The 24,641-nt window shown below is 48.8% G+C and carries 21 protein-coding genes; 16 read left to right on the top strand and 5 right to left on the bottom strand.

The genetic code is table 11. From position 1 onward, the window contains the following. Positions 1–2 precede the first annotated feature (2 nt). Genes IVG45_RS05570 through IVG45_RS05560 form a run of 3 tightly spaced genes read right to left on the bottom strand, consistent with a single transcriptional unit; the run spans position 3 to position 4,715 of the window. Complete coding sequence (locus IVG45_RS05570) at positions 3–977, bottom strand: response regulator (protein WP_196436887.1); 975 nt, start codon at positions 975–977, stop codon at positions 3–5. Then, positions 977–2,845 carry a response regulator gene (locus IVG45_RS05565; protein WP_196436886.1) on the bottom strand — a complete coding sequence of 623 codons (1,869 nt, stop codon included), beginning with the start codon at positions 2,843–2,845 and terminating at the stop codon, positions 977–979. Before IVG45_RS05565 ends, IVG45_RS05570 begins: the two co-directional genes overlap by 1 nt. Positions 2,846–2,864: 19 nt before the next feature. Then, the gene (locus IVG45_RS05560) at positions 2,865–4,715 is read right to left on the bottom strand and encodes a sensor histidine kinase (RefSeq protein WP_196436885.1); all 1,851 of its coding nucleotides are present in this window, start codon (positions 4,713–4,715) and stop codon (positions 2,865–2,867) included. A gap of 287 nt (positions 4,716–5,002) precedes the next feature. Here IVG45_RS05560 and IVG45_RS05555 point away from each other — a divergent pair, with 287 nt between their 5' ends. Further along, positions 5,003–6,868 (top strand): PAS domain S-box protein, encoded by a 1,866-nt coding sequence (locus IVG45_RS05555; protein ID WP_196436884.1) that lies wholly within the window; start codon positions 5,003–5,005, stop codon positions 6,866–6,868. Beyond that, a complete protein-coding gene (locus tag IVG45_RS05550) occupies positions 6,865–10,203 on the top strand; it encodes an EAL domain-containing protein (protein WP_196436883.1) in 3,339 nt (1,112 codons plus the stop codon). Before IVG45_RS05555 ends, IVG45_RS05550 begins: the two co-directional genes overlap by 4 nt. Positions 10,204–10,258: 55 nt before the next feature. Here IVG45_RS05550 and IVG45_RS05545 read toward each other — a convergent pair whose 3' ends face one another. Both IVG45_RS05545 and IVG45_RS05540 read right to left on the bottom strand, forming a co-directional pair. Continuing rightward, positions 10,259–10,792 (bottom strand): hypothetical protein, encoded by a 534-nt coding sequence (locus IVG45_RS05545; protein WP_196436882.1) that lies wholly within the window; start codon positions 10,790–10,792, stop codon positions 10,259–10,261. A gap of 75 nt (positions 10,793–10,867) precedes the next feature. Further along, entirely contained in the window at positions 10,868–11,773 is a 906-nt protein-coding gene (locus tag IVG45_RS05540) for a MerR family transcriptional regulator (protein WP_196436881.1), read from the bottom strand. 90 nt (positions 11,774–11,863) lie between these two features. On the opposite strand from IVG45_RS05540, the gene IVG45_RS05535 reads away from it, so the two are divergent. The 14 genes from IVG45_RS05535 to IVG45_RS05470 all read left to right on the top strand — a co-directional run bounded on the left by IVG45_RS05535 (position 11,864) and on the right by IVG45_RS05470 (position 24,639). Beyond that, positions 11,864–13,120, top strand: coding sequence for a sigma-70 family RNA polymerase sigma factor (locus IVG45_RS05535; RefSeq protein WP_196436880.1), 1,257 nt, complete (start codon positions 11,864–11,866; stop codon positions 13,118–13,120). Positions 13,121–13,230: 110 nt separating this feature from the next. Continuing rightward, positions 13,231–14,391 carry an FtsH protease activity modulator HflK gene (gene hflK, locus IVG45_RS05530; RefSeq protein WP_196436879.1) on the top strand — a complete coding sequence of 387 codons (1,161 nt, stop codon included), beginning with the start codon at positions 13,231–13,233 and terminating at the stop codon, positions 14,389–14,391. Further along, the gene (hflC, locus tag IVG45_RS05525; RefSeq protein WP_196436878.1) at positions 14,388–15,248 is read left to right on the top strand and encodes a protease modulator HflC; all 861 of its coding nucleotides are present in this window, start codon (positions 14,388–14,390) and stop codon (positions 15,246–15,248) included. The genes hflK and hflC overlap by 4 nt, the downstream gene beginning before the upstream one ends. 17 nt (positions 15,249–15,265) lie before the next feature. Further along, the gene (gene ftsH, locus IVG45_RS05520; RefSeq protein WP_196436877.1) at positions 15,266–17,152 is read left to right on the top strand and encodes an ATP-dependent zinc metalloprotease FtsH; all 1,887 of its coding nucleotides are present in this window, start codon (positions 15,266–15,268) and stop codon (positions 17,150–17,152) included. A gap of 73 nt (positions 17,153–17,225) precedes the next feature. Beyond that, positions 17,226–17,645 (top strand): hypothetical protein, encoded by a 420-nt coding sequence (locus IVG45_RS05515; RefSeq protein WP_196436876.1) that lies wholly within the window; start codon positions 17,226–17,228, stop codon positions 17,643–17,645. Positions 17,646–17,783: 138 nt separating this feature from the next. After that, entirely contained in the window at positions 17,784–18,266 is a 483-nt protein-coding gene (locus tag IVG45_RS05510; RefSeq protein ID WP_196436875.1) for an SRPBCC family protein, read from the top strand. Between the two features lie 37 nt (positions 18,267–18,303). Beyond that, positions 18,304–18,756: a PAS domain-containing protein gene (locus IVG45_RS05505; RefSeq protein ID WP_196436874.1), complete on the top strand. Its 453-nt coding sequence runs from the start codon at positions 18,304–18,306 to the stop codon at positions 18,754–18,756. Between the two features lie 32 nt (positions 18,757–18,788). Then, entirely contained in the window at positions 18,789–19,616 is an 828-nt protein-coding gene (locus tag IVG45_RS05500) for a sterol desaturase family protein (protein WP_196436873.1), read from the top strand. Positions 19,617–19,669: 53 nt separating this feature from the next. Further along, positions 19,670–20,623, top strand: a complete 954-nt coding sequence (msrP, locus tag IVG45_RS05495) for a protein-methionine-sulfoxide reductase catalytic subunit MsrP (protein ID WP_442923366.1) — start codon at positions 19,670–19,672, stop codon at positions 20,621–20,623. Further along, positions 20,623–21,264: a sulfite oxidase heme-binding subunit YedZ gene (locus tag IVG45_RS05490; protein WP_196436871.1), complete on the top strand. Its 642-nt coding sequence runs from the start codon at positions 20,623–20,625 to the stop codon at positions 21,262–21,264. Before msrP ends, IVG45_RS05490 begins: the two co-directional genes overlap by 1 nt. 33 nt (positions 21,265–21,297) lie before the next feature. Then, positions 21,298–22,212: a TIGR01777 family oxidoreductase gene (locus IVG45_RS05485; RefSeq protein ID WP_196436870.1), complete on the top strand. Its 915-nt coding sequence runs from the start codon at positions 21,298–21,300 to the stop codon at positions 22,210–22,212. 6 nt (positions 22,213–22,218) lie between these two features. Then, positions 22,219–22,731 carry a hypothetical protein gene (locus IVG45_RS05480; protein WP_196436869.1) on the top strand — a complete coding sequence of 171 codons (513 nt, stop codon included), beginning with the start codon at positions 22,219–22,221 and terminating at the stop codon, positions 22,729–22,731. Then, positions 22,731–24,104 (top strand): cryptochrome/photolyase family protein, encoded by a 1,374-nt coding sequence (locus tag IVG45_RS05475; RefSeq protein ID WP_196436868.1) that lies wholly within the window; start codon positions 22,731–22,733, stop codon positions 24,102–24,104. The genes IVG45_RS05480 and IVG45_RS05475 overlap by 1 nt, the downstream gene beginning before the upstream one ends. Beyond that, the gene (locus IVG45_RS05470) at positions 24,094–24,639 is read left to right on the top strand and encodes a lipocalin family protein (protein WP_230874768.1); all 546 of its coding nucleotides are present in this window, start codon (positions 24,094–24,096) and stop codon (positions 24,637–24,639) included. The genes IVG45_RS05475 and IVG45_RS05470 overlap by 11 nt, the downstream gene beginning before the upstream one ends. The last annotated feature ends 2 nt before the right edge of the window (positions 24,640–24,641 follow it).

Here is a 24,641-nt window from a genome sequence, read left to right as displayed (position 1 = left end):
TTTTATTGGCCTTGCCAGATGTTATTGATGTCGTTGGTTAAGGTCATTGGGTCAAACGGTTTTGGAATGACGCCCAATACCCCTTGGCGTTTGTAGTCTTCAATTTCATGGTTTTGAATTTTTGCGGTCATGAATATGGCCGGTACTTGCTCCAAGCCGGGTAGCGCGCGTAACTGTTCCAGGGTTTGTATACCGGTCATGCCCGGCAGCATCATGTCCAATAAAAACAGATCGGGCTGAAAGGCTTGAGCCTTCTGCTGGGCTTGGTAACCGTCATCGCAGACTTCCAGCTCAAAACCGCCTATCATTTCCATCGCCATCTTGGCGACGGTTTGAATGTCGGGGTCATCCTCCACATACAGAATTTTATGCAGCGTATTCGGCCGGCTAAGTTTGGTGTTCGCGCCGAACACCAGTCGGTTACTGTTCAGTTCGGTCAGATAGAAACGGCGGTTGAACTCCAAAATATTGGGTATGGTGCGGGTGGTGGCGCAGACCGAACAGGTATAAAGCGGTAAAACCCCATCCATCCAGTAACCCAGTTGATTATCAACCAGTTCGAACACCGCCCGTTCCAAACAGGCTGGGCAGCGTAATTCGGCCCCGCTGGGCATGGCAAGCGGGTGGGCGGCGATGTCTTCCAGAAGATCGGCGCTGGCGATGGGCGAGCCATCGTGAATTTGTTCGAGCAGGATTTTGACCCCGATTCTAAACACGCCTTCCGAGATGGTTTTACACCAACGTACTTCGGCTTGCAGACGCTCGCTGGGTTGAAATTGGTTTTCAATGATAATGATGATTTGCTCGCCGACTTGCATGGCGTGAACCACATCGAACGATAAACCGGAAAAACTCATGTCGTGACAAACGGCCTGATAGATTTTGGCCCCCATGCCTTCGATATAATCATCCTGCAACGGCGAGAACATCAAGTCGATACCGACGCAGGGGAAGCGTGATTGACTTCTTTGACTCATTACTTAATTGCCGCCTTGATGGTTTGAATCAGTTTGATATTGCTGGTGGCGGATTTTACCAATGCGGCACTGACTTGACTGGCAATATCCTGTCCCACATCCTGCGCCGAAAAAATCACCACTTCGGTGCCGGGGTGACGCTTTTTGATCTCCGGCAACAAAGTAAGCCCGCTGCCGTCCGGCAAGCCGACATCGAGCAGTACCAGGTCGAAATGGCGTTGGCCGAGCTGTTGGCGGGCTTCCCGTAGCGATCCGGCCGCAATCACGTCGGCGGTGTCGGTCAAAATCAGCTCGACGATCTTGCGCACGTCGGCTTCGTCTTCGACCTGCAGAATCAGAGGCCGGTGATGGCCGGAACTGGGTTTGATGTTTTTAATGGTGCTTATCAGTATTTCGCTATTAATCGGTTTTTGCAGCCAGTTGATAATACTGCTGCTGAAGTCATCGCCATCCGCATGTTTTTTGTAGCTATCGACCGAAATCACCACCACCGGCGTTTCGTCGGCCTTATTGTTCTGTAATTCCTTCAGAAAATCCAGGCCCGACTGGCCGGGTAAAATGATGTCCAGCGTAATTGCGTGATAGGTGTTTTTCCGCAATAACTGCTTGGCTTGCATGGTGTCGTAAGCTATTTCGGAACTGAAGCCGGCATCCAGCAGGATGCGCTTGATCAAATGGGCAACGTCGGGGTCGTCCTCGATAATCAGTATTTTGGCGCCTTCGGCCAGTTCATCCTGTAATTGTTCGCCCAGGCCATTGATGGATTGCATGGGGAGATCGACATGAAAGGTGCTGCCGAAGTGTTCCTGCGTTTCAACGCCGATTTTGCCCTGATGTTTTTCGACGATGGCCTTGGCGATACTCAAGCCCAAACCGGTTCCGCCCGTATTGCGTTTGTCGCTGCCGTCGACTTGGGAAAATTTATCGAATAATCTCGGCAAAAACTGGCTGGGAATGCCAGGGCCATGATCGCGGACACTGATGCGGGCGAAGCCTTGATGTTGAATCAGCGTGACTTCGACATCGCCGTTTTTGGGCGAAAATTTGGCGGCGTTGGACAGCAAGTTATTGATGACTTGTATCAAGCGGTCGGGGTCGGCGTTGACATACAAGGGGTTGTCCTGGCAAATGAAGCGGTAGTGAATATGGTGTTCGGCCGCATAACTACTGCAATCGGCGATGGCGTTTTCAATCAGATTTGCCAGATCGAGGCGTTTAAAATCAAAACGCAGATTACCGGACTCGATTTTCTCGATATCCAGAATGTCGTTGATCAGTAACAGCAAGCGCTCGGTGTTGTTAGTGGCGATGGTCAATAAATCGCCCATTTTGTCGGGTAACGGGCCGCAAATGCCGCTGTTGATCAAGCCCAATGCGCCGCGAATCGACGTCAATGGCGTGCGGAGTTCATGACTGACCGTGGAGATAAACTCGTTTTTCAATTGCTCGATTTTTTTACGCTCGGTAATGTCCTTGATCAAGCCGGTAAACTGTAATTCGCCATCCTGCCACATCTCGCTGACGGCCAGTTCAATCGGGAATTGGGAGCCGTCCTTGCGCATGGCCATGACTTCACGATCGGTACCGATAATGTGCTTGCGCCCGGTATTGATGTAGCGGGTCATGTATTTATCGTGCTCGATGCTGTGCGGTTCCGGCATCAAAATATTGACTTTTTCACCCACCACTTCGCCGGCCAGATAACCGAACACATGCTCGGCGGCCTGATTGAAATTTTTGATCCGGCCTTGGTTGTCGATGGTGATCAGGGCGTCGCTCAAGGTGTTCAATAGCGTGTGATGGCGTACCTCCCAATCCTTCAGTTGGCTACGAAGTTCATTGATCAGATTTTCGGTGTCGGTCGACATATCGGTAAACAGGCTAAGCTTAAATTAACGGTAATTCTATCCAAAATTGCGAGCCGACATTTAATTCACTGTCGACTCCGATGTGTCCGGCCATCAGGTTTACCAACTGGCTGCAAATGGATAATCCGATACCTATGCCGTCTATGCTGTGGTCTTGGGCACTGAGGCGTTCGAAGGCTTCGAATACATAATCCAAGTCGTCGCGGGCAATGCCGATACCGGTGTCGGCGACGTTGATCCGCAACATGCCATTGCTGCGTTTTTGCATGCCGACCCAGACTTTGCCATTCGGTTTGTTGTATTTGATGGCATTGGACAGCAGGTTATTCATTATTTGACTGACTCTGCGCCTATCGGCCTTGATAGGCAGCATTTGCTCTGGATTGAATTCGGCTTTGACCGTGATGCCGGATTGGAGGCCAAGCACCGAAGCATCGGCCACCGCTTGCTTCAATAATGCGGAGATATCGAAGCTTTCGATATTCAAGGTCAAGCTGCCGGTGGCGATTTTGACCTGTTCGGACAAGTCTTCGATGATCGCCAGTTGAGTTTGGCCGCCACGGACGATTTCATTGACCATTTCAGCCTGTTCCGAATTTAATTGGCCGTCCATTTTTAACAGGTCGCTGAATCCCAGGATGACGTGCAAGGGCGATTTTAACTCGTGTGTCACATAGGTTAGAAAATCGTTTTGCGATTTGCGTAAACGTTCCGAGCGCTGTTGAGCGCGGTGAAGTTGTACATTGAGCGAGCGGATCTGATTCATGCGCCTTAGCCGGGATGCCAGCTTTTGCAACAGATACACGTCAGGGTCGGTTTTGCGAATGAATTCGTCGCCGCCACTACTTAGGGCACTCAATTCCTGGTCTATGTCGGTGCCGGTAGTCAGAAACAGAATGGGCATCAGATTGTAGCAACAGCATTGGCGGATGGCTTGCGCCAACTCGATTCCGCTGCATTCCGGCATATGAATATCCAGAATCAAAAGATCCGGCTTGAAGTTATTCAGCACATCAAAAATTTGTAACGGATTTGTAAGCGTTTGAGCCTGCATGCCGGCGCCCTCAACGATGTGGGCAACATAACCGGCCGTGATCGGATCGTCATCGACGATCAGAATCCTGTGGCTGACGGAAGTGCTTAGATATTTTTCCACCGTATCGATAAGGCTGCTATTGGCGATGGGTTTGACCAAATATTCGCTGGCACCGGCACGCACGGCCCTTATTCTTGACAAGGTATCGGATAAAGAGGATATGAAAATAATCGGCGGAAAGTCGCTGATCCGTTGTTTGAGCTGAGTAAAAAATAGGCCGGCGCTGTCATTTTCGGCGATGAAATGCGCCTCCATGATAATCAGCGAAGGCAGGCTCTGGCTTAGATTAATAAAGGTTGAAGAAGACGCCAGGGTGCGGTGAATGTTGACCCGATAACCATTTTCCTCCAGTACGGCGGCCATTTGTTCGGCCTGTAGGGGATCGTCTTCGATCAGGCAGATGGTTTTTTGGTCGCGGGTTAGCGGTAAGCCGGAGGGATGGGAATCATTGATGGGTAGCGGTTGCGCCAAATAATTATCAACGGCTTCTTCCAAGCGTCGGAATAGAATCGCAATGATTTGTTGAGTTTCGCGCGGGGCGTCGGCTTGGTTTTGTGCATAGTGCATTTCTATGCTGCGCGTCAATTCGCTGATCCGATTGGCTTTAAAGGTGCCGGCCAAGCCGGTCAATCGATGCAAGGCTTGCCGTAGCGGTTCTGATTGCCCGCCGCCGTCCAGTTGCTCCCGATACAGTTGCTGGATTTCCTGTAAACGCGAGGGTAGGTTGTCGGCAAATTTTTTGCGTAATTGTTCGAGCTGGCTGTCAAATTGCATACGCCTAACTATCCTATCCGGGCTGGACTATGTCAATGATTCAAAAGTCTGTTAAGGGTTGCCGCGTTCCTAATTTGGGTTAGTTGCACCGTTCAAAGCTGTTGGATTGGGGTTCAAGGAATTGTACCCTGGATCAGTCTGCAAAATCAGACAATTTGATCGGATATGCGTATTTGTCTCTATAAAACCGATAATAGTAAATACCGGCTATTTTCAATGTAAAATTAGGCCAATTCAATCAAATAGTTGGTAACACACGTAATGCGGGACATCCATGAGAATAGAGCATGACTACTAGCGGTGAGTTGTATCTGTTCAACGCTGATAATCTTAGGTTCTGTTGGCTTAATCAACAGGCTATTCAAGACTTGGGTTATTCACGGCAACAATTGCTGGCAATGCGAGTCACCGACATTTATCCGGAATTTACCGCGAACACCGCCAGTTTTGTTGAAAAATTATCACCCTTGCTGACCCGGAAATTGTCGGAGCTGAGATTCGAAACCCTGCAACAGGGAAAAGACCTTCATCCGGTGCGGGTTATGTTGAAATTTGAGCTTTTCAATGATGATGGCAGGCGTTTTATTCATGTCCAAGTAGAAAACCCGAAAATCCTGGAAAGCCATCAGCAACAATTACAAATGACCCAGTTTGTGATGGATAACGTTTCGATCGCCGTCTATTGGCTGGATCAACATGGCCGTGTCCGTTATGCCAACCGTAGTGCCTGTCAAACCTTGGGATATAGCCAACAGGAGTTGTTAAGCCTGACGGTGGATGTCATCGACCCCCTCCATCCGCTGAACCAATGGCGGGAACACTGGCAAGCCCTGAAACGCGAGGGCGCCTTGGTGTTCGAGAGCCGGCATAAAACCAAGAATGGCCGGGTCTTTCCGGTTAAGGTATTGGCTAATTATTTGCATGTCGGCGATCTTGAATACAATGTAGCCTTCGCGCGCGACATTAGCCAGACCAAGCAACTTGAGGCGCGCCTCGGCAGCTTATTAAGCGTGGTCAACGTGATCATATGGTCGGCCAATGCCGACGGACAAATCGATTATGTGTCGCCACAGATCAACGAGATTTTAGGTTTGCCGGCCGACGACTTTGTCGGCATGAATTTACAAGGCCTGATTCAGTCCGATAGGTTCCACCGGCGAGATCGTACCCGCTTATTGACCGGATTTCGTACCCTGCTGAAACACGGCGGATCGGTGAGAAATTTGCAATATCGAATCAAAAATGCCGACGGTCAATGGCAATGGATGGCGCTGTCGATGTCGGTGATTTTGGATTGTAACCAATCCATACAGCAGGTGGTAGGCGCGACCCATGATATTAATCTGCAAAAACAGGAAGAAGCGCATTTGCTGAACCTGAATGCCGAACTGGATCAGCGGGTGCAACAGGAACTGGTCAGGAATGAAAAAACCAATCTGTTGCTGCAACGGCAGGCCCGGCTGGTGGCCATGGGTGAAATGATAGGCAATATTGCCCATCAATGGCGACAGCCCCTGAATGCGTTGGCCATCATATTATTGAATGTGGAAGATGCCCTGGCGCATGGCGAAATCCATGACGGCAGTGTCCGCCAAGCTTTGGGGCGATCCCAGGAAATTCTGTCGGATATGTCGCGTACGATCGATGAGTTTCGCGGTTTTCTGAAAAACGAACAGTTTGTATCGGAAACCGTGTTGGCCGAAGTCATTTTAAATAGCTTGAGGCTGTTGCAAGCCGCGATGGATTACCATCACATCAAACTGGTGTTCATCAATCCGGAATGTGCGTTGACTGCTACGGTTAATTCGGGTGAACTGTCGCAAGCATTGCTCTGTCTGATTAATAATGCCAAGGAACAGATCCTGCAAAGAAAGATTCAAAACGGCGAAATCACAATCAGTATCGAACAGCCAGCCGATTGGACCGAGATACGGATAAGTGATAACGCGGGCGGCATTAGCGAAGCCAACCTGCAAAAAATCTTTGATCCTTACTTTACCACCAAACCCGACGGCATCGGCCTGGGTTTATATATCAGTAACCTGACTATCCAACAAACCATGAACGGGCGTATCGAAGTAAAAAATTGTGATGATGGCGCGCAATTCAGTATATATCTGCCAAAAATCAGTGCCCGGGAGCATTTGTTATGAACCAACCGCAAACAACCACGGCGCCGGCCGATCTGGCACTATCGGGTTTAACCGTATTATGCGTCGAAGATGTCAGGGAGGCGCGTAATCTGCTGAGTATTTATTTGCGCCGGCAAGGTGCCCAAGTGATTGAAGCCGAGGATGGGCAACAAGGTTTGGCCCTTTATCAACAACATCGGCCCGATATTATTATTTCGGATATTCGCATGCCGGTGATGGATGGCATTCGGATGGGCGAGGCCATCCGGAATTTGGGTTCCAGTACGCCGATGATCTTTTTGTCCGCGCACTCGGAAGTCGATCTGTTACAAGAAGCCATCACGCTGAATGCGGCGCAATACATCGTCAAGCCTATCAGTTTCGACAAATTGAACAAGGCCTTGAATATTGCCATGGAAAAACTGGATAGGCAGCGCACTCTCGATATCACCTTGAACCATCTTCGAGAAAGTGTAAACACCTATCAGACCGAGCAGCAGCGACTGCAGCAGTACGTCACTCAGTTGGTTTATGGGGATCAGCACCTGGATGCCAAGGTTCTCAATCGGCCCAGGCAAAGCATCAGCGGCGATTTTTATTGCATGGAAGCGACCGAAAATGGCTTGTATGTGATGTTGGCCGATGGCATGGGTCATGGTTTGGCCGCTATTTTGCCGGCATTGGATATACCCAGGCGTTTTCGCGAATTGGCGGCGAGTGAGTTCAGTTTGCCTAGAATCGCGGATGAATTGAATCAGCTGCTTTATAAGCGCGGTCTACGCGACCATTTTGTGGCAATGACCTTGTTGTGCATGGATAGCAAGCAACACCGGCTTGAAGTGATCAATTGCGGCAATCCGCCGATGTTGGTTTTCTCCCTGGATGGCAAGTTATTACAGGAATTTCCCGCCAATCATGTGTCGATGGGCATTGTAACCGGTGACGATTTTAATCCCGAGTTGCAGATCTACCGATGCGCCGATGCCGCCAAAGTCTACCTGTATAGCGACGGCTTGCCGGAGGTTCTGGATCGCGGCGCGCCGCGGGTAAGCATGCAGCGCTGTTTGGAGCTGATGACTCAAAGCCACGACGATGAACTACTCGATAAAATTGTCGATTTGCTGCAACAGGTGCCCGACCAGTTTCAACATGACGATGTCACCTTGTTGGAGTTGATGTATACGCCCGAAGCGCATAGCCCTAAAACCGTGCACGACCAGCATAAAAAGCAAGCGCCGGTTAGCGGCTTGGATGTTGGCCAGGAACTCGATTCGCTGAAATGGTTGTCGGTACTGTATGTCGAGGATGACCGGGACGCACTGGAAAATCTGTCTAAGTATCTGCTGCGCAGGGTGGGAGCGGTGCATGCGGCCGCGGATGCGGAGCAGGGATGGGCATTGTTTGAGCGCTATCGTCCGCAATTGGTCATTACCGACATGGTATTGCCGGGCATGGACGGATTGCAACTGGCGCAAAAAATACGCACTCTCGACCCGCAGGTTCCGGTGATTTTGATCAGCGGCATGAACAGTTGGCAAAGCCGGCCGATTCAGATCGAAAGCTTGCTCAGCATGCAAATCAACCAGTTTTTGGTCAAGCCCTTGCAAGGCGAAAAACTGTTGAGCGCGGTCCACAACTGCGTGGGTAGGGTCGAGTACCTGAATAAACTGAAGTTGTCTTCCTCGGTGTTCATGACCTCGCCGCTAGCGATCACCATTACCGATAAAGATCGCAATTTCGTCAGCGTCAATCCGGCTTTTACCGAAATTACCGGCTATACCGATGCCGAGGTTTTGGGTTGCAACCCCAGAATTCTGAGCTCCGGCCGGCATGATAGTGAGTTTTACCGCAAGATGTGGGCCGATTTGAACGACCATGACCGCTGGTCCGGCGAAGTCTGGAATCGGCATAAAAATGGCGAGCTTTTTTTGGAATGGATCAACATCAGCGTGATTCGCGACGAAACTGGCCAGATTTGTAATTATGCCTCCGTGTTTGCCGATATTACTCAGCGGATTGCGGCGGAAGAAAAGATGCGGCATCTGGCGCATCATGATTGCCTGACTAACTTACCGAATCGCCTGTTACTGCATGATAGGCTGAGTCAGGCAATTATCCAGGCTCAACGCGATCAAACTATTTTGGCGGTGATTTATCTGGATATCGATCATTTCAAAAACATCAATGACACCCTCGGGCATGGGGTTGGCGATGATTTGATCCTAAGCGTCGCCCAATCCTTGCGTTCGTCCGTACGCGAATCCGACACCGTCAGCCGTTTGGGCGGCGATGAATTCGCCATTTTGTTGCCTAACGTGGGGTCGCCGGAAATGGCGGCACGCATGGTGGCCAAAATATTCAATGCCGGCAGTAAAACCTACCAAATCGCCGGACGGGAGTTGCGTACTACCTTGAGTATGGGTGTCAGCTTGTTTCCGCGCGATGGAGAGAGTCCGGCGACCTTGCTGAAGCATGCCGATAGCGCGATGTATTTGGCGAAAAAGGAAGGGCGCAATAATTTTCAGTTCTACGAAGAAAAACTGGAAAGCGAAACCGAGCGCTATATGTTGATACAGCATGGTTTGCACAACGCGATGAAACGCGGCGAGTTCACGATTCATTACCAGCCTAAATATGCGCTGGACCAGAAAATCATTGTTGGCGCCGAAGCCCTGTTACGCTGGTCTAGTCCCGATTTGGGAACGGTTTCGCCGGGCGAGTTCATTCCGATTGCCGAGGAAACCGGATTTATCGTCGATATTGGTTGCTGGTTGATTAATCAGGTCTGTAAAACCATAGACCATTGGCGAGCGGAAGGCGCGCAACTCGGGCCTGTTGCGATCAATATTTCACCGATTCAATTCCATCGCGGCAACTTGCGTAGAACCTTGTTGAAAGCCATCACCGATTATGACGTCGATCCGGCCATGATTCAGATCGAGCTGACCGAGGGGGTGGTGATGAATCGCCAGCAGAGCACCATCGAGTTGCTCAATGCGATCAAGAATCTAGGGATTGCGATTTCCATCGATGATTTCGGCACCGGTTATTCGAGTTTGAGTTATTTGCGGCATCTGCCGATCGATGAGATTAAAATCGATCGATCGTTCATCATGGAAATTACCGATATGGAAAGTTTGGATGACAGCCGTTTGACCGCGATTCCATTGGCGGTGATCGATCTGGCCAGAAATCTGAATATCAAACTGGTGGCGGAAGGGGTGGAGACCGAAGTTCAAAGTAACTTTTTACTTCAAAACGGTTGTAACACCATCCAGGGCTACTTATTCAGCAGGCCGGTCGATGAAGATGCCATGTTGATTTTATGGAACCGCCATCGTTCAGTAACAACCTAAAATTGTGAATCCCGCCGGCCCGACTACCTCGGCCGGCGGGGTTTATTGCTATTAGCTAGCGTTTGCTTCTTTCCGCTTCCAGTGCTTTGTGCCGTAAATCGATATAATTGCCGCCTACCCATTTCCAGAATGTGGCGGCTTCCTCCGGTGAGTTGCTGAGCAATTTAACCGCAATGGCGCCGTTGCTGCTGATGTCGGTGATTTCGGCCTGAATATCGACAGTCTCCTTGTTTTTAATGATGCGTTTGTCGGCATCAAAGCGTAACGTCACCGTTTCTCCGGTTCGAAAAATCAGGTCTTTTTTAAATCCGCCCATAAACTGTAGCCGATATTCCGGAACCGATTGATAGGGCAATACAAATTCGGCATGCCAGCGGAAAGGGGGACAATTAATCGGTCCGCTGTTTTTCGGGAAGTGGATGGTATAGCCATCGTCCACCTTGGCTTTAACGCTACCTTTGGTGTAAATCTGGTGGCAGTTGGTCAATACCACATCACCCGGCTCGAATTGGGCGTTGCTCGCGGCATGGCCGGCCGAACTCAATAGGCAGAATATACTCAGGAAACAAATCCAATGACTGGGTCTCATAGCACACCTCTTTATAGTTGTTATGGCGGCTGAGTCTGGATGGGCTGATGCGGATTGTCAAGGCCGATCAATCGGTTAACGCTTAAAAAACGGCTGTTGTTGAGCCTTGGCCTGAAAATGATCGATGTCGCTAATGTATTCGCAATAGGCCGAGTTTGAGGTTTGTTGTTCAAACCAGTATTCGGCGCCTTGTCCGGCCAGCCAGATCGGTGTTTTACTGGTATTGGCGTATTCAATCAACTGTTCGAGTTGTATCGCCGTCTGCGGATCCGGTGGTGACTTCACCAGTCCGATCACAACCAAATTTGGTCTGAGGTGTCGGCTGGCATCAATGATATCCAAGCCTGGCAAGTCGGCGCCGACATAATAGCAAGTATATTGTTGCGTGGCGGCGATCAAACAACCCAGCAAAATTCCGAATTCATGCGGCTCGCCGCTGGGCGTGGCAAAAAGCATCGATGGATTATGTTTGGATGGTTGATGCAGATTATTCACCATGGTCAACACGATACGCTTAACACAGTTGGAGAACATATGTTCTTGAGCGATGTTGATTTTCTCCTCGTGCCAGAGCAGTCCAATTTTTTGTAGAGCCGGCAACAAAATGTCTCTGGCATAGTCCAACGGCTCGTAAGCCAGCAAGGCCCTCTTTAATAGTTGTTCGCAACGCTCGATCCGATAGTGTTGCAAGGCATCGATGATTTGGTTGAATAGGGCGGTTTGTTTGTTGTCGGCTTGCTCGGGCGATTGATGTTGGAAATGGCGTAGCTGGTCGCAATTTAAACCGGCGATTTTACTGATGGCATGGCCATTTTTGGTCAGATTCACCAACAGCTTCAGCTTTTCAAGATCCTGTTGCGAATAGGAGCGTCGGCCGTTTTCGTTGCGTTGCGGGGTAATGCAATCATAACGCCGTTCCCAAGCTCTTAACGTTTCGGCTGTTAAACCGGTTAATGAGGTAATTGCTTTGATTGAATACATTGTTTATGTTTTGTACAAAAAATAGTTTGACAAACATTCTACAGAATTGTATCTTCGATGCCAATCAAATATTTAAATCGGTAAATCCTGATGCCAGCACTATCCGAAATAATTACCGCCACAACACCCGCCTTGGAGTCCGAGCAAGTGTTGCTGGCATTCCGTGTCGAACGGGCGCGTGGTTTATTAGTGTCGTTATTGCTTGAAAATCAACAAGTAATCGGTTTTATCGCAAAACAGCTATTCGATGGCCTGAGCAAAAGCCAGGATTATTCCGAGATAATCCTGATCAAGAATAATCCGGACTATAAACACAGACTGCAAGACTTTATTGCGGAATTTTCCGGCCAACACAGGCCCGATCGGCTTTGTCAGTACAAAAGGAACGGCGGGGACAATGTTGTACAAGAATCGGTCTTTTTACAACTAGACAACCCTTTCAGTCACCTATCGGAATCCGTTTACGCTTCACTTTGCCTCTGTTTGCAGGCGCTGCATTTTCTGCCCGTCTATTTGATAGAAGTCAGTGAGTCGATCGAAAAGAATCCGAACCTGGTGGCGGAGCTTGATGTCGGCTATAAAACCAAGTTGAGAAGCTATCGGCTTGAACTAAAACAGTTACGTCAAGCCATGATAGCCGGCAATACCGGCTTGGTGGCCTTTGTGGCCTACAAATTTAGAGCCAGTTCGTTGAGCTTCGACGATTTGATGCAGGAGGGTTTGGTCGGCTTGATCAAGGCGGTCGATCGGTTTGAGCCTGATCGAGGGAACTGTTTTTCTACCTACGCTATTTTCTGGATCAGGCAGGCTATTTCAAGGTTGATCGTCAAACAGGACAAAGTCGTGCCTTTGCCGGTGGCCTTGGCCGAAAAATCCTCACCGATATTCGAGGCGATGCGTAATTGTTACACGCAGCATGAGCGCTGGCCCAGTCTGGCGGAACTAAAAGCCTGTTGTGACTTATCCGAGCAAGAGATTAAAACCATCAGCGGTTACTATCAATCTACTTTTAGTTATGACACGAACGCCCATACCGACGATGATGGCATGTCCATGATGGAGAAAATGCAACAACAGCAATTCAGTCAACCGCTGGATGATTTGATCGAGTCCGATCTGGCCCGTTTTGTCAATAAAGCGGTCGCGACATTGCCGGAAAAACAGGCCAGTATCCTGGCAATGCGCTTCGGATTAAAGAATCATACCGAAATGACTTTGCAAGCGGTGGCGGATCATTTACAAGTTACTCGCGAGCGAGTCAGACAAATACAAAACGAAGCATTAAAAAAACTGGAACAGCAATTTGGTTTTGACCTTATGCTGTTTTTGGAACCAAAAGATACTTAGAGACTCTGTATCTGTGTTTTTCGCTTTTTATAAGGTTGAACCCTCGCGGTTTGACTAAAAAATAACAACAAAGCCCAGGCCTGGCTACTTATGCAACAAGAGGAGTGATTATGTCATCAGAAAACCACAACGCCGATAAACAAACACCGCCACCGGATTGGAAAATGGAGTTTGATAAACAATGGAAAGTGATTTCCGCCAAAACGGTCGATTTTTACAATGACCACAAGAACCTGTTTTCTCTATCCAAATTAGCCGGTTTGCTGGGCGGTTCATTGGTACTGGGTTGGCTGATTAGTGGTATTTATATTATCGACCAGGGCAATCGGGGCGTGGTAACTCGATTTGGTGCCTACAGTGAAACCACATTGCCTGGTCCGCATTGGCATATTCCGGCTCCATTTGAATCGGTCAGTGTCGTTAATGTCGAGCAACAGCGATTCATAGAGGTCGGCTACAGCGACGCCGCGCGCCTGAGTAAATCGGCATTGGTTCCGCAAGAGTCGTTGATGTTGACCAGCGACGAAAACATCATCGCCGTGCGATTAGCGGTGCAATATCAAATCAATAGCGCCAGGGACTATTTATTCAACGTTAAAAACAATGAAAACACGCTGAAACAACTGACCGAAAGTGTTCTGCGCGGCGTGATCGGACGCAATAACATGGATTTCGTCTTGACCGAAGGCCGCAGCCAAATCGTGGCCGAAATCAAGCAGCAGATTCAGGAGGCGATGAACGAGTATAAGGCCGGCATCATTGTCGCGAGCGTCAATCTGCAGGATGCTCAGCCGCCGGAAGAAGTGCAGGGGGCTTTTGAAGATGCGATCCGCGCCCGCGAGGATAAACAGCGTTTGATCAACGAGGCCGAAGCCTACAGCAACGAAATCATACCCAAATCCCGCGGCGCGGCCTCTCGAATTTTGCAGGAAGCGGAAGCTTACTCGGCCGAAAAAGTCGCCAAAGCCAAGGGTGAAACCGAGCGCTTCGATCAGTTGCTGGTGGAATATGAAAAAAATCCGGCCATCACTCGTAAACGTTTATATCTGGAAGCCAAGGAAAAGCTATACGCATCCACTAATAAAATCGTAGTGGATACCGATCAACCGCCCGCCATGTATCTGCCGATGCAACAAATGCCCGCGCATCAGTCGCAACCGGCCACGACAGCCAATGAACCGGAATTGAATGTCGATCAACATAGCCTTGATAAAAATGGCGTGCATAAAACACCAGCGAATGAATTGCGTCCCAGCAGGAGCAAACAATGACCAGAACACAAATTCTTTTTCCAATAGGCTTTGCCGCGGTGGCGTTGGCCTCGATGTCGGTCTTTCATGTCAACGAACATGAAAGAGCGATCCTGTTTCGTCTGGGGGAGATCGTCAAAGCGGATTTGAAACCTGGGCTCCATTTTAAGACCCCCATCATCAATAATGTCAGTACGTTTGATGCGCGCGTGCTGACCTTGGATGCCAAATCCGAGCGTTTTCTTACCTCCGAAAAGAAGAACGTTATTGTTGACTCGTTCGTCAAGTGGCGAATCGGTGATGTGGGTCTTTTTTATACCACGGTCGGGGGCGATGAATTTCAGGCCAATCTCCGGCTCGACCAAATCATGAAGGATGCGATGCGTAGCGAATTCGGCGTGCGTACCATCAAACAGTTGATCTCGGAAGATCGCAGCGAATTGCGCGATACCTTGCTGGAAAAGCTTTCGCCGACGGCCAACAAATTCGGTATCGAGTTGATCGACATTCGCATCAAACGTATCGATTTGCCGCAGGAAGTCAGCAGCTCGGTCTATCAGCGCATGCGGGCCGAGCGGGAAAGGGTCGCCCGAGAGTTCAGGTCACAAGGCGCGGAAAGCGCGGAGTTGATTAGCGCCGAAGCCGATAAGCAAAAACAAGTGATTGTCGCCAACGCCCGCCGCGAAGCGGAGAACGTTCGCGGCCGCGGCGATGCGGAATCGGCGGAAATTTATGCCAAAAGCTTCGGTAAGAATCCGGAATTCTATGCCTTCTATCGCAGCTTGCAGGCTTATCAAGCGTCATTTGAAAAAACCCAGGATACCTTGGTATTAAAACCAAACTCCGATTTTTTCAAATATTTCTCCAGCGAAAAGTGAGTTAGGGGAATCCGTACATGAAAAAGTTTTTATTCTTTGCAGTGATAGTGGCGGCAATCGGCATCGTGGTGTCTTCGATATTCAATCGGACCATGCCCGAATACGATCCGCATTATGAAATTTCCTATTCCGATTTTATCGAAGACGTCCGCAATAAAGTGGTGACCGAAGTAGACATCAACGGCAATTATGTCGACGGCAAACGCAACAACGGTACTCGTTTTTCGACCTACAACCCCAACGACATGCGCATGATCGACGAGTTGTTGGAATACGGGGTCAAAATCAAGGTCGAAAAACCGCAACCACCATCGACCTTGATGAATATCTTCGTTTCCTGGGCTCCGACCTTGTTGTTGATTGCGGTACTGGTCTATTTCATGCGCAAGCAATCGATGATGGCGGGCGGGCGTGACGGACAGATGGGTTTTGGTAAAAGCCGGGCCAAACTGATGGAAGAAGATCAGGTCAAAGTCCGTTTCAAGGATGTGGCCGGGGTGGAAGAAGCTAAGGAGGATGTGGTGGAAATGGTGGATTTCCTCAAGGATCCCGGCAAGTACGAAGTGCTGGGCGGCAAGATTCCGCGCGGCGTATTGATGGTCGGCCCGCCGGGCACCGGTAAAACACTGCTGGCAAGAGCCATCGCGGGCGAAGCCGGGGTACCGTTCTTTTCGATCTCCGGTTCCGACTTCGTGGAAATGTTCGTCGGCGTCGGCGCTTCGCGGGTACGGGACATGTTCGAGCAAGCCAAGAAGCGCGCGCCCTGCATCATCTTCATCGACGAAATCGACGCCGTCGGCCGCCAACGCGGCGCCGGCAACATGGGCGGCAACGACGAGCGCGAACAAACCTTGAATCAGTTGCTGGTGGAAATGGACGGCTTCAGCGGTAACGAAGGTATCATCGTGATTGCCGCCACCAACCGCGCCGATGTGCTGGATAAAGCCTTGTTGCGGCCGGGCCGCTTCGATCGGCAAGTGCAGGTCGGCTTGCCCGATATCAAGGGCCGCGAGCAAATTCTTAAGGTACATGGCGACCGGGTGCCGTTGGCCGAAGATGTCAATATCACCGATCTGGCGCGTGGTACACCGGGCTTTTCCGGCGCGGAACTGGCCAATCTGATCAACGAAGGCGCCTTGTTCGCCGCCCGCAATAACAAACGGCAAGTCACGATGAGTGATTTGGATAAGGCCAGGGACAAAATGATCATGGGTGCCGAAAAGCGTACCATGGTGATGAGTCGGGACGATTTGTTGATGACTGCTTATCACGAAGCAGGACACGCGATTGTCGGCAGGATGGTGCCCGAACACGACCCGGTCTATAAAGTCAGCATCATGCCGCGGGGCGGCGCATTGGGTATCACCATGTTCCTGCCGGAACGCGACCAATACAGCGCCAGCAAGGATAAATTGGAAAGCCAGATCGCCAGTCTATTTGGAGGACGCGTCGCCGAAGCACTGATTTACGGCAAAAACAAAGTCACCACCGGAGCCTCCAACGACATCATGCGCGCCACTCAACTGGCTCGTAACATGGTGACCAAATGGGGATTATCCGACCGCCTCGGACCCATGGACTACGGCGATAGCGAAGGTGGCTACATGGGTACGCAAGCCAAGCCGATGTCGGAAAAAATGGCGCAGACCATAGACGAAGAAATCCGCGCGGTGATTGATAGCAATTACAACCGAGCCGAGACCATCCTGAAGGAGCATATCGAGATTCTGCACAACATGGCGCATGCGCTGTTGGATTGGGAAACCATCGATAAATTTCAGATCGACGAGTTGATGCAAGGCCGCATGATTGCGCCGCCAGAACCCGAAGTTGTTGTAACTGAAATAGAACTCGATAGCGACCATGTCCAACCGGTATCAACCGGTCCTGTCATGACGCCTTAAATGTCCTCCTCTATGTGCCCTCCCGCCGTGGTACTTTGGGAGGGTGCTTTTTTGATCGTCAGAGGTATTGAATATGAATGCCCGTTCGGTATCCAGCGTTTCGTTAAATCTGTTGCGGCTCATGCTGCAGGTCAATTTTAATGCTTCGGTATTGTTCTTGCTGATCGCCAGCGTGCTTTCGATGGCGGGCAGTGAACTTTTTTTTGATAACAGCAGTGACCTATACGGTCCACTAGCCAATAATTTGCGTTTGGTATTGCTGTATCTGTGCCTAGTGCAATTGGCTGTTTATGGCTTCTATCAAATGAGCAACAATTACGCGGCTGTAGTTTTTTTAGGAGCTTTTTTATTAATACTGATTCTATCGTTGGAATTTTATTGCACGGTTAATCAGATAGAAATTGATCCGAATTATCGGCAATTGTTGCTATACGCCGGTTTATCGCATGTTTTGTACGGTGGAATTTGCATTTTACCCAAAAATGGCGGTTAATGGACTCGGTAAAGACTCATCAGTTTTAAATACCGCTTGGTTGTGATGAAAAACCAGGAATTTTGCTATTAGCGACTAATTTGAACAAGATACCACATTAAGCCGAAAATTCGTTTGGCTTAAACTCGGGGAATTGGCATGCATATAAAGTTTCCATTTGATTCAACCAAACCCGTTGCCGGAGAGGCGAGTGTGGAAATTGATAAATCCTTAACCACGGTCTTTTCCTTTATCGGTGAGCATTTTTTTGATAATTATCCTAAATGGGCCGTGGAAGTCATCGATTTTCAGCCATTGGACGGCAAGCAGGTATTTATCGGCGCGAAAGCGAAACAGGTTCGTAAAGACAATGAATCCGAAATGGAATCTGTTTTTGAGATTACCGATTATCAACCCCTTTCAAAACTTATTTTTCAGGGATTGAATGAACCTTATAAGCATAGTTATTTATTGGAAGGCAGCGAAGAAAAACAACCCACTCGTTTGACTTTTCGGTTTGAATTGTTGGAACTCGAAGTTTTCATGAGACCGTTCGAAAAGCTGATTCGCTATGCAATTGAAGATGGCGCTGAAAACACGGTTGAAAATATAAAAAATTTAATTGCCGTCGAATGCAATTAAAAATAATTACATCATTGCTAGGGCTTGGAGTTTAATCATGGCTTTTATCGTTGAAAAAGATTCCGGAATCATTCCACAAGTGTTGTCCGCTATTTTAGATGAGTGTGTCAATGGAGTAACCTTGGCGGACCCAGACTTGGAAGATGCACCCATTATTTATGCCAACAAGGCTTTCGAGCGCCTGACGGGATATAGTCAGGCCGATATCGTTGGCCATAATTGCCGCTTTCTGCAGGGGCAAGATAGAGAACAGCCCGCCCGGTTTCAAATCGCCGAAGCCATGCACAAGCATGAAGCGGTCGAAGTCACGTTGCGAAATTATAAAAAAGACGGAACCTTGTTCCATAATCATTTAAAAATTATTCCATTATTTGATAAAAAACAACGGGTAATTTATTACCTGGGCGTTCAATATGATATAACCCAGCAAGTCAATGCAAATAATGAAATTAAAGTATTGACAGACCTATTAAATGCAGTTGAAAAATAATAATTAATTTGCAGCCCTAAAAGGTAGGTGTTATGAATGCAGTAGACAATGCCGGAAGCGGGGGGATGGCTTTCAACCAGACATTATTCGGTCTAGCCATTCTGGCTTTTATCCTGCTATTGATCGTTGAAAAATATAAACCCTACCGAGTATTTAGTCCAAAGGTTTATAGGGAGTCATTAGTCACCAATACGACCGCTTTCTTGATAAACAACGTTATACTGACCATTTTAAGAGCCTCGTCCTTATTTCTAGTCGCACAACAATTTTCTTATATGGGCCTGTTGAGTGGCCTGGATAATGGGCCGGTAAAATGGGTGCTGGCTTTCGCCTTTTTCGATTTTGCCATCTATGTCTGGCATGTGGCCGGGCATAAATTTGAGTGGCTATGGCGTTTTCACAAAGTCCATCATAGTGATAAAAGTTTTAATGTATCCACCGGTTTTCGCTTTCATGTTTTCGATCTGCTATTGGAGATCGTCTATAAATGTCTGTTCGTGGTTGTGATAGGCGTCGATGCCTATTTAGTATTGTCGATTGAAATCATAGAATTGTTTTTCATTTTCTTTCATCACGCTAATATCAGGGTTCCCAAGGAAGAGATTATTTCGCAATTTATCATCACACCATCCTTGCATCGCCCTCATCATTCAACCCTGCGCATGGAACATGATAGTAACTATGGCATCGTTTTGGCTTTCTGGGATCGACTGTTTGGTACTCGAAAAGAACTGGTACCCGCCAATATCGGTCTGGATTTGATTGAGGCGGAAAACTTTATTCAGTTATTTTCCTTGGCGTTTATTACCGAACGTAAAATTAGGCAATTATTGGGCCTTATTCCTAAAGGTAAAAAATAAGCCCAATCCGGCATTTATTCAGCGTGGACTAATCAGCAGGTGAATTTGGGATGATTATAAAAACAGAAAAGCCTATCCCCGCCAGTGAAATTACCGATCCCTTGGTATTTCAACAACGGCGAAAAATTATCAAGACCATGCTGGCCGGCATGCTGCTACCCTCCAGCTTGGCCTCTGTTTCGGCCAACCCCGCTAAACCGCGTTGGCCGGAACTTGTCGGAAGCCCATTATCCGGCGATTACGGCCCTGAAACGCCGGCTAAACTCAGCAAAAATTACACCAACTATTACGAATTTTCTTTTAATAAGGAAGATTCAACCGAGTTGGCGCAAAATCTTCGTACCGACGGCTGGGAATTGGAAATCAGTGGCGAGGTAGAAAAACCCGGCATCTATCATCTGGAAGATATTCTCAGCCGGCAAACCCTGCAAGAATACATTTATCGCTTTCGTTGTGTGGAAGGCTGGTCCATGGTGGTGCCGTGGGTGGGATTCGGACTGGCGGATCTGATCAAATCGGTTAAGCCCCTATCGTCAGCCAAATTTGTCAAATTCACCTCTATTTATCAACCCGACACCATGCCCAAGCAGCGGATTAATGCGATGCTCGACTGGCCTTACGTTGAAGCCCTGCGCATGGACGAAGCTGTGCATCCCTTAACCATTTTGGCCGTGGGCATGTATGGTGATCTGTTGCCCAAACAAAATGGGGCCGCCTTGCGGCTGGTGGTGCCTTGGAAATATGGCTTCAAGAGCATAAAAGCCATCGTCAAAATCGAGTTATTAAAAAAAGCGCCGATGACTAGCTGGAATCAATTTGCGCCAAACGAATATGGCTTTTACGCCAACGTCAATCCTTCGGTTCCTCATCCGCGCTGGAGCCAATTTAGCGAACGTCAGCTCGGTAGTGGTTTTTTTACGCCCCGCCGGCAAACGGAATTATTTAACGGCTATGGTGAGCAAGTTGCCTCACTGTATAGCGGCATGGACTTACGGCATTTTTTCTAATGTTGTTTCGTATCAATAATCCATGGATAGTCACTTCGATAGGGTGTTTACTACCGCTGTTTTGGTTGTTATTCGATATCAGCACTAACCAGTTGGGTTCAAATCCCATCCAGGCTATTCATATTCGGCTGGGAGATTGGTCGTTGCGGTTTTTATGTATTACGCTGGCAATAACCCCGATTCAAACCATGACCAAATGGCGCGGCATGACGGATTACCGGCAGATGTTTGGTTTATATGCATTTTTTTACGCCACCCTGCATGTGCTGGGCTATTTGTTTGTCGATAATGCCGGTCTCTGGCGGGTTATTGGTATCGACATACTGGAAAGCGCTTATATTTGGTTTGGCGTTATGGCTTATATAATCTTGTTCTTATTGGCGATAACGTCGCCCAAATTAGCCAAGAAAAAACTCGGGAAGAATTGGAAAAAATTGCATCGGCTAATTTATTATTCCGCCGGAGCCGCAATGATTCATTATTTTTGGCAACTGAAGGGCAATTTATTTCAGCCTTTATTTTATCTGACCATCATCGCTTTTTTACTGGGATTCAGGATTTTAGTCTGGCTTAAAAATCGTCAACTCTCTAAATTGATGTTACCGAAAGGACGCCTAACCTCGTTTGGAGACAATCAATGACGTCGTTTGTTAGCGTTTATTCGGAGTACGCGGATGCCAAATAAATCGATTCTAATTACGGGAGGCACCGGTTTTTTAGGTAGCGCCTTGACTTTTAAATTGCTGCAGCAACATCAACCGGCGGTAATCTTGGGCCGTAGCGCGGATAAGATAATGCGGTGTTTTGGCAATCAGGTGCAAGCCGTTACCCGTGTTTCGGATTTAGCCGATGCGGGGTCGTTTAAAGCTGTTATCAATTTGGCCGGTGCCGGTATTTTCGACCGGCGCTGGAACGAGGCTCGCAAGCAGGTATTGCGCGACAGCCGTATTCAACTGACTCAGCAACTGGTGAGCTGGATGGCTGATTCCAGCAACCCTCCCGATGTGTTGATCAGTGGTTCGGCAATCGGTTTTTATGGCGATCAAGGCGATCAGACGTTAACCGAACAGAGCCAACCGCGACCGGATTTTTCTCAAAAACTATGTGCCGACTGGGAAACTGCCGCTTTACAAGCGGAGACTGCCGGCACCCGAGTTTGCTTGATACGGACAGGCTTGGTATTGGGGCAGGGTGGTGGTTTATTGAAACGCATGCTGCTGCCTTTTCGTTTTGGCTTGGGCGGGCGTTTAGGTAATGGTCGGCAATGGATGTCATGGATACATTGGCAGGACTGGATAGGCATCGTGTTGACCATGATGGATAATCCCGACATGCGTGGGCCTTATAATGCTACCGCGCCAATGCCGGTGACCAACCAGGAGTTCAGCGCAACCTTGGCCGGAATTTTAAACCGGCCGATGTTGTTACCCATGCCGGAAACCGTGCTGAAAGTTGTGTTGGGCGAAATGGCCGCCTTGGTATTGGGGAGCCAACGGGTGATGCCGCAACGCTTATTGGCACAGGATTTTCAATTCCAATATTCACAGTTGGATACTGCCTTGCGCAATGTCCTGACGCCAACTCAATAATCAACCATGTTAATCGACAGTCTGTCATTGTTATTTGCCTTTACTTCCTTTATTAGCTGGTATGAAGCACTCATAGTGGCTTTGGCATTTGCTTTTCTGATGTATTCCATCACGCCGGAACCACTGCCGGAATGGGAGGAACGTACGCCAGCGACACTGTATTTTTATTTGCAATGGAGTTGGCTAGGTTATTTGAAATTAAAAGACGCTTTCTGGCCTTTTTTTATTTTGTATAACGCTATTTTGTTGTACATCGATTATCGGGTGGAGGAGGGCACGTTTACCGTTGCCAGTTGGGTGACCATGCATGTGATCATGCTGATGCCCTTGATTTACTGGACGGGCGCGATCTGGCGCTGTTCCAAAAATTGTTCCAGCAGAATTTGGCCCAGCGTGGCGCGATGGCTGACGGTTGCGGCTTATGCCGATTTAGCCTTGCGCTGGGTGATTTACCAGTATTACCCCAATATCCTGTTCAATTGCCAGCAGATGATTATCCATTGGGGCGACTGCGTTTAATGGCAAAACCCTATTCAAAATCCCTGTTTATATTTCGACGTGATTTGCGGCTGTTCGACAATACCGGTTTGAATGCGGCGCTTGTTCAATCCGAGCAAGTATTGTGCTGTTTTATATTGGATCCCCGGCAGATCGAACCTCATCCCTATCAAAGCCGGCCGGGCCTGCAATTCATGCTGGAAGCCTTGCAAGATCTGCAACAGCAATTCAAGCAGCGGAACGCGCTGTTACTTGTATTGGAGGGGCAAGCCGAGAAAGTCATCGTTAGGTTAAAACAACAACACGCGATTGAGGCGGTATTCGTCAATCGAGATTACACGCCCTTCAGCCGGCAACGCGATGCCGATTTGCAAATCTTTTGTGAACAAAATGAACTGGGTTTTCATCGCTATGGCGATGCCTTGCTGAATGAACCCGAACAGCTGTTAAAAGCGGACGGCTCGGCTTACCAAGTATTTACCGCCTTTTACAAGCGTGCTCGGCAAAATCCCGTGGCTTTGCCGCAACCTCTGGCTTCGGCAAATTTATTCGGCCGTGATCAAGCCGATGCTGCTGGCGATTTGATCAAGGGTCTGAAACAACATCACCATAATCGCTTATCGGGTGGCCGCCGGCCAGCCTTGGATAAACTGAATGCTATCGGCGAATGTCGAGATTACAGCCAACTGCGCGATTTTCCCTCACGGACGGCGACCAGCGATTTATCGGGCTATCTAAAGTTCGGTTGTTGTTCGGTCAGAGAAGCGTATTACGCGGTAGTGGAAAAACTGGGCAGTGATCATCCGTTATTACGCCAGTTTTATTGGCGGGATTTTTTTAGCCATATCGGTTTTCATTTTCCGCAAGTGTTTGGCCATGCGTTTCATCGGCGCTACGACGCTATAAACTGGCGTAATGACCGGGAAGAATTTCAGGCCTGGGCGGAAGGCCGTACCGGATTCCCGATTGTGGATGCCGGCATGCGCGAGCTTAATCAAACCGGCTGCATGCATAACCGGGTACGGATGATAGTCGCTTCTTTTTTAGTCAAGGACCTACACATCAGCTGGCGTTGGGGCGAACGTTATTTTGCCCAGCATTTGTTGGATTACGATCCTTGCCTAAACAACGGTAACTGGCAATGGGCGGCGTCTACCGGCTGCGACGCCCAGCCTTACTTTCGGATTTTCAATCCCTGGTTGCAACAAAAAAAGTTTGACGCCGATTGCCTGTATATCAAGCGCTGGCTTACCGAGCTTCAACCTTATCCGGCGGCCGCGATTCATAATGGGTTCAAGAGTCCCTTGATCCGTGACTATCCAGCGCCGATAGTGGATCATGGTTTGCGCAGCCAGCAGGCCAAAACCCTATTTCAAAATTGCCGTGAACATTAACCAAGCCCATTCAGCCATGCTTCGATTTTTATTCCTAACGTTATGCTTGTTATTGAGCGCTTGCACTGGAATTCCGGAAGGCGTTAAACCTGTTTCCGGCTTTGAACTGGATAGGTATCTTGGAACCTGGCATGAAATCGCCCGTCTGGATCATGGTTTCGAGCGCGGATTGGTTGACGTGACAGCCGAATACAGCTTGACTGACGATGGCGGCGTCAGAGTCATCAACAGCGGCTACAATGCCGAACGGAAGCAACACAGCTCGGCGGAAGGCAGAGCCTATTTTATCGAGAGCCCCGATGTCGGGCGCCTGAAAGTGTCGTTTTTCGGGCCGTTTTATGGGGCTTACAACATCATCGCGTTGGATAAACAGCATTATCAATATGTGATGGTTGCCGGTAACAGCAAGGATTATCTGTGGATATTGGCACGCACTCCCAGATTGGAGAATGCCATTCTGAAACAGCTGATTGATCAAGCTAAGGCAGCGGGATTTCCAACCCAGGATTTAATTTACCTCCAACCCGAGCATTGAGC

Source organism: Methylomonas sp. LL1 (assembly GCF_015711015.1).
Taxonomy (GTDB): Bacteria; Pseudomonadota; Gammaproteobacteria; order Methylococcales; family Methylomonadaceae; genus Methylomonas.
This window is presented reverse-complemented; position numbering and strand designations above follow the sequence as displayed.

Bases quoted from the DNA above. Each gene is read 5' to 3' on its own strand.
- IVG45_RS05490 (WP_196436871.1), top strand. From the start codon at position 20,623: ATGTTGTTTCGTATCAATAATCCATGGATAGTCACTTCGATAGGGTGT.
- IVG45_RS05505 (WP_196436874.1), top strand. From the start codon at position 18,304: ATGGCTTTTATCGTTGAAAAAGATTCCGGAATCATTCCACAAGTGTTG.
- IVG45_RS05540 (WP_196436881.1), bottom strand. From the start codon at position 11,773: ATGTATTCAATCAAAGCAATTACCTCATTAACCGGTTTAACAGCCGAA.
- IVG45_RS05545 (WP_196436882.1), bottom strand. From the start codon at position 10,792: ATGAGACCCAGTCATTGGATTTGTTTCCTGAGTATATTCTGCCTATTG.
- IVG45_RS05560 (WP_196436885.1), bottom strand. From the start codon at position 4,715: ATGCAATTTGACAGCCAGCTCGAACAATTACGCAAAAAATTTGCCGAC.
- ftsH (WP_196436877.1), top strand. From the start codon at position 15,266: ATGAAAAAGTTTTTATTCTTTGCAGTGATAGTGGCGGCAATCGGCATC.
- IVG45_RS05510 (WP_196436875.1), top strand. From the start codon at position 17,784: ATGCATATAAAGTTTCCATTTGATTCAACCAAACCCGTTGCCGGAGAG.
- IVG45_RS05515 (WP_196436876.1), top strand. From the start codon at position 17,226: ATGAATGCCCGTTCGGTATCCAGCGTTTCGTTAAATCTGTTGCGGCTC.
- IVG45_RS05555 (WP_196436884.1), top strand. From the start codon at position 5,003: ATGACTACTAGCGGTGAGTTGTATCTGTTCAACGCTGATAATCTTAGG.
- IVG45_RS05535 (WP_196436880.1), top strand. From the start codon at position 11,864: ATGCCAGCACTATCCGAAATAATTACCGCCACAACACCCGCCTTGGAG.
- IVG45_RS05565 (WP_196436886.1), bottom strand. From the start codon at position 2,845: ATGTCGACCGACACCGAAAATCTGATCAATGAACTTCGTAGCCAACTG.
- IVG45_RS05550 (WP_196436883.1), top strand. From the start codon at position 6,865: ATGAACCAACCGCAAACAACCACGGCGCCGGCCGATCTGGCACTATCG.
- hflC (WP_196436878.1), top strand. From the start codon at position 14,388: ATGACCAGAACACAAATTCTTTTTCCAATAGGCTTTGCCGCGGTGGCG.
- IVG45_RS05485 (WP_196436870.1), top strand. From the start codon at position 21,298: ATGCCAAATAAATCGATTCTAATTACGGGAGGCACCGGTTTTTTAGGT.
- IVG45_RS05500 (WP_196436873.1), top strand. From the start codon at position 18,789: ATGAATGCAGTAGACAATGCCGGAAGCGGGGGGATGGCTTTCAACCAG.
- IVG45_RS05570 (WP_196436887.1), bottom strand. From the start codon at position 977: ATGAGTCAAAGAAGTCAATCACGCTTCCCCTGCGTCGGTATCGACTTG.
- IVG45_RS05475 (WP_196436868.1), top strand. From the start codon at position 22,731: ATGGCAAAACCCTATTCAAAATCCCTGTTTATATTTCGACGTGATTTG.
- IVG45_RS05480 (WP_196436869.1), top strand. From the start codon at position 22,219: ATGTTAATCGACAGTCTGTCATTGTTATTTGCCTTTACTTCCTTTATT.
- hflK (WP_196436879.1), top strand. From the start codon at position 13,231: ATGTCATCAGAAAACCACAACGCCGATAAACAAACACCGCCACCGGAT.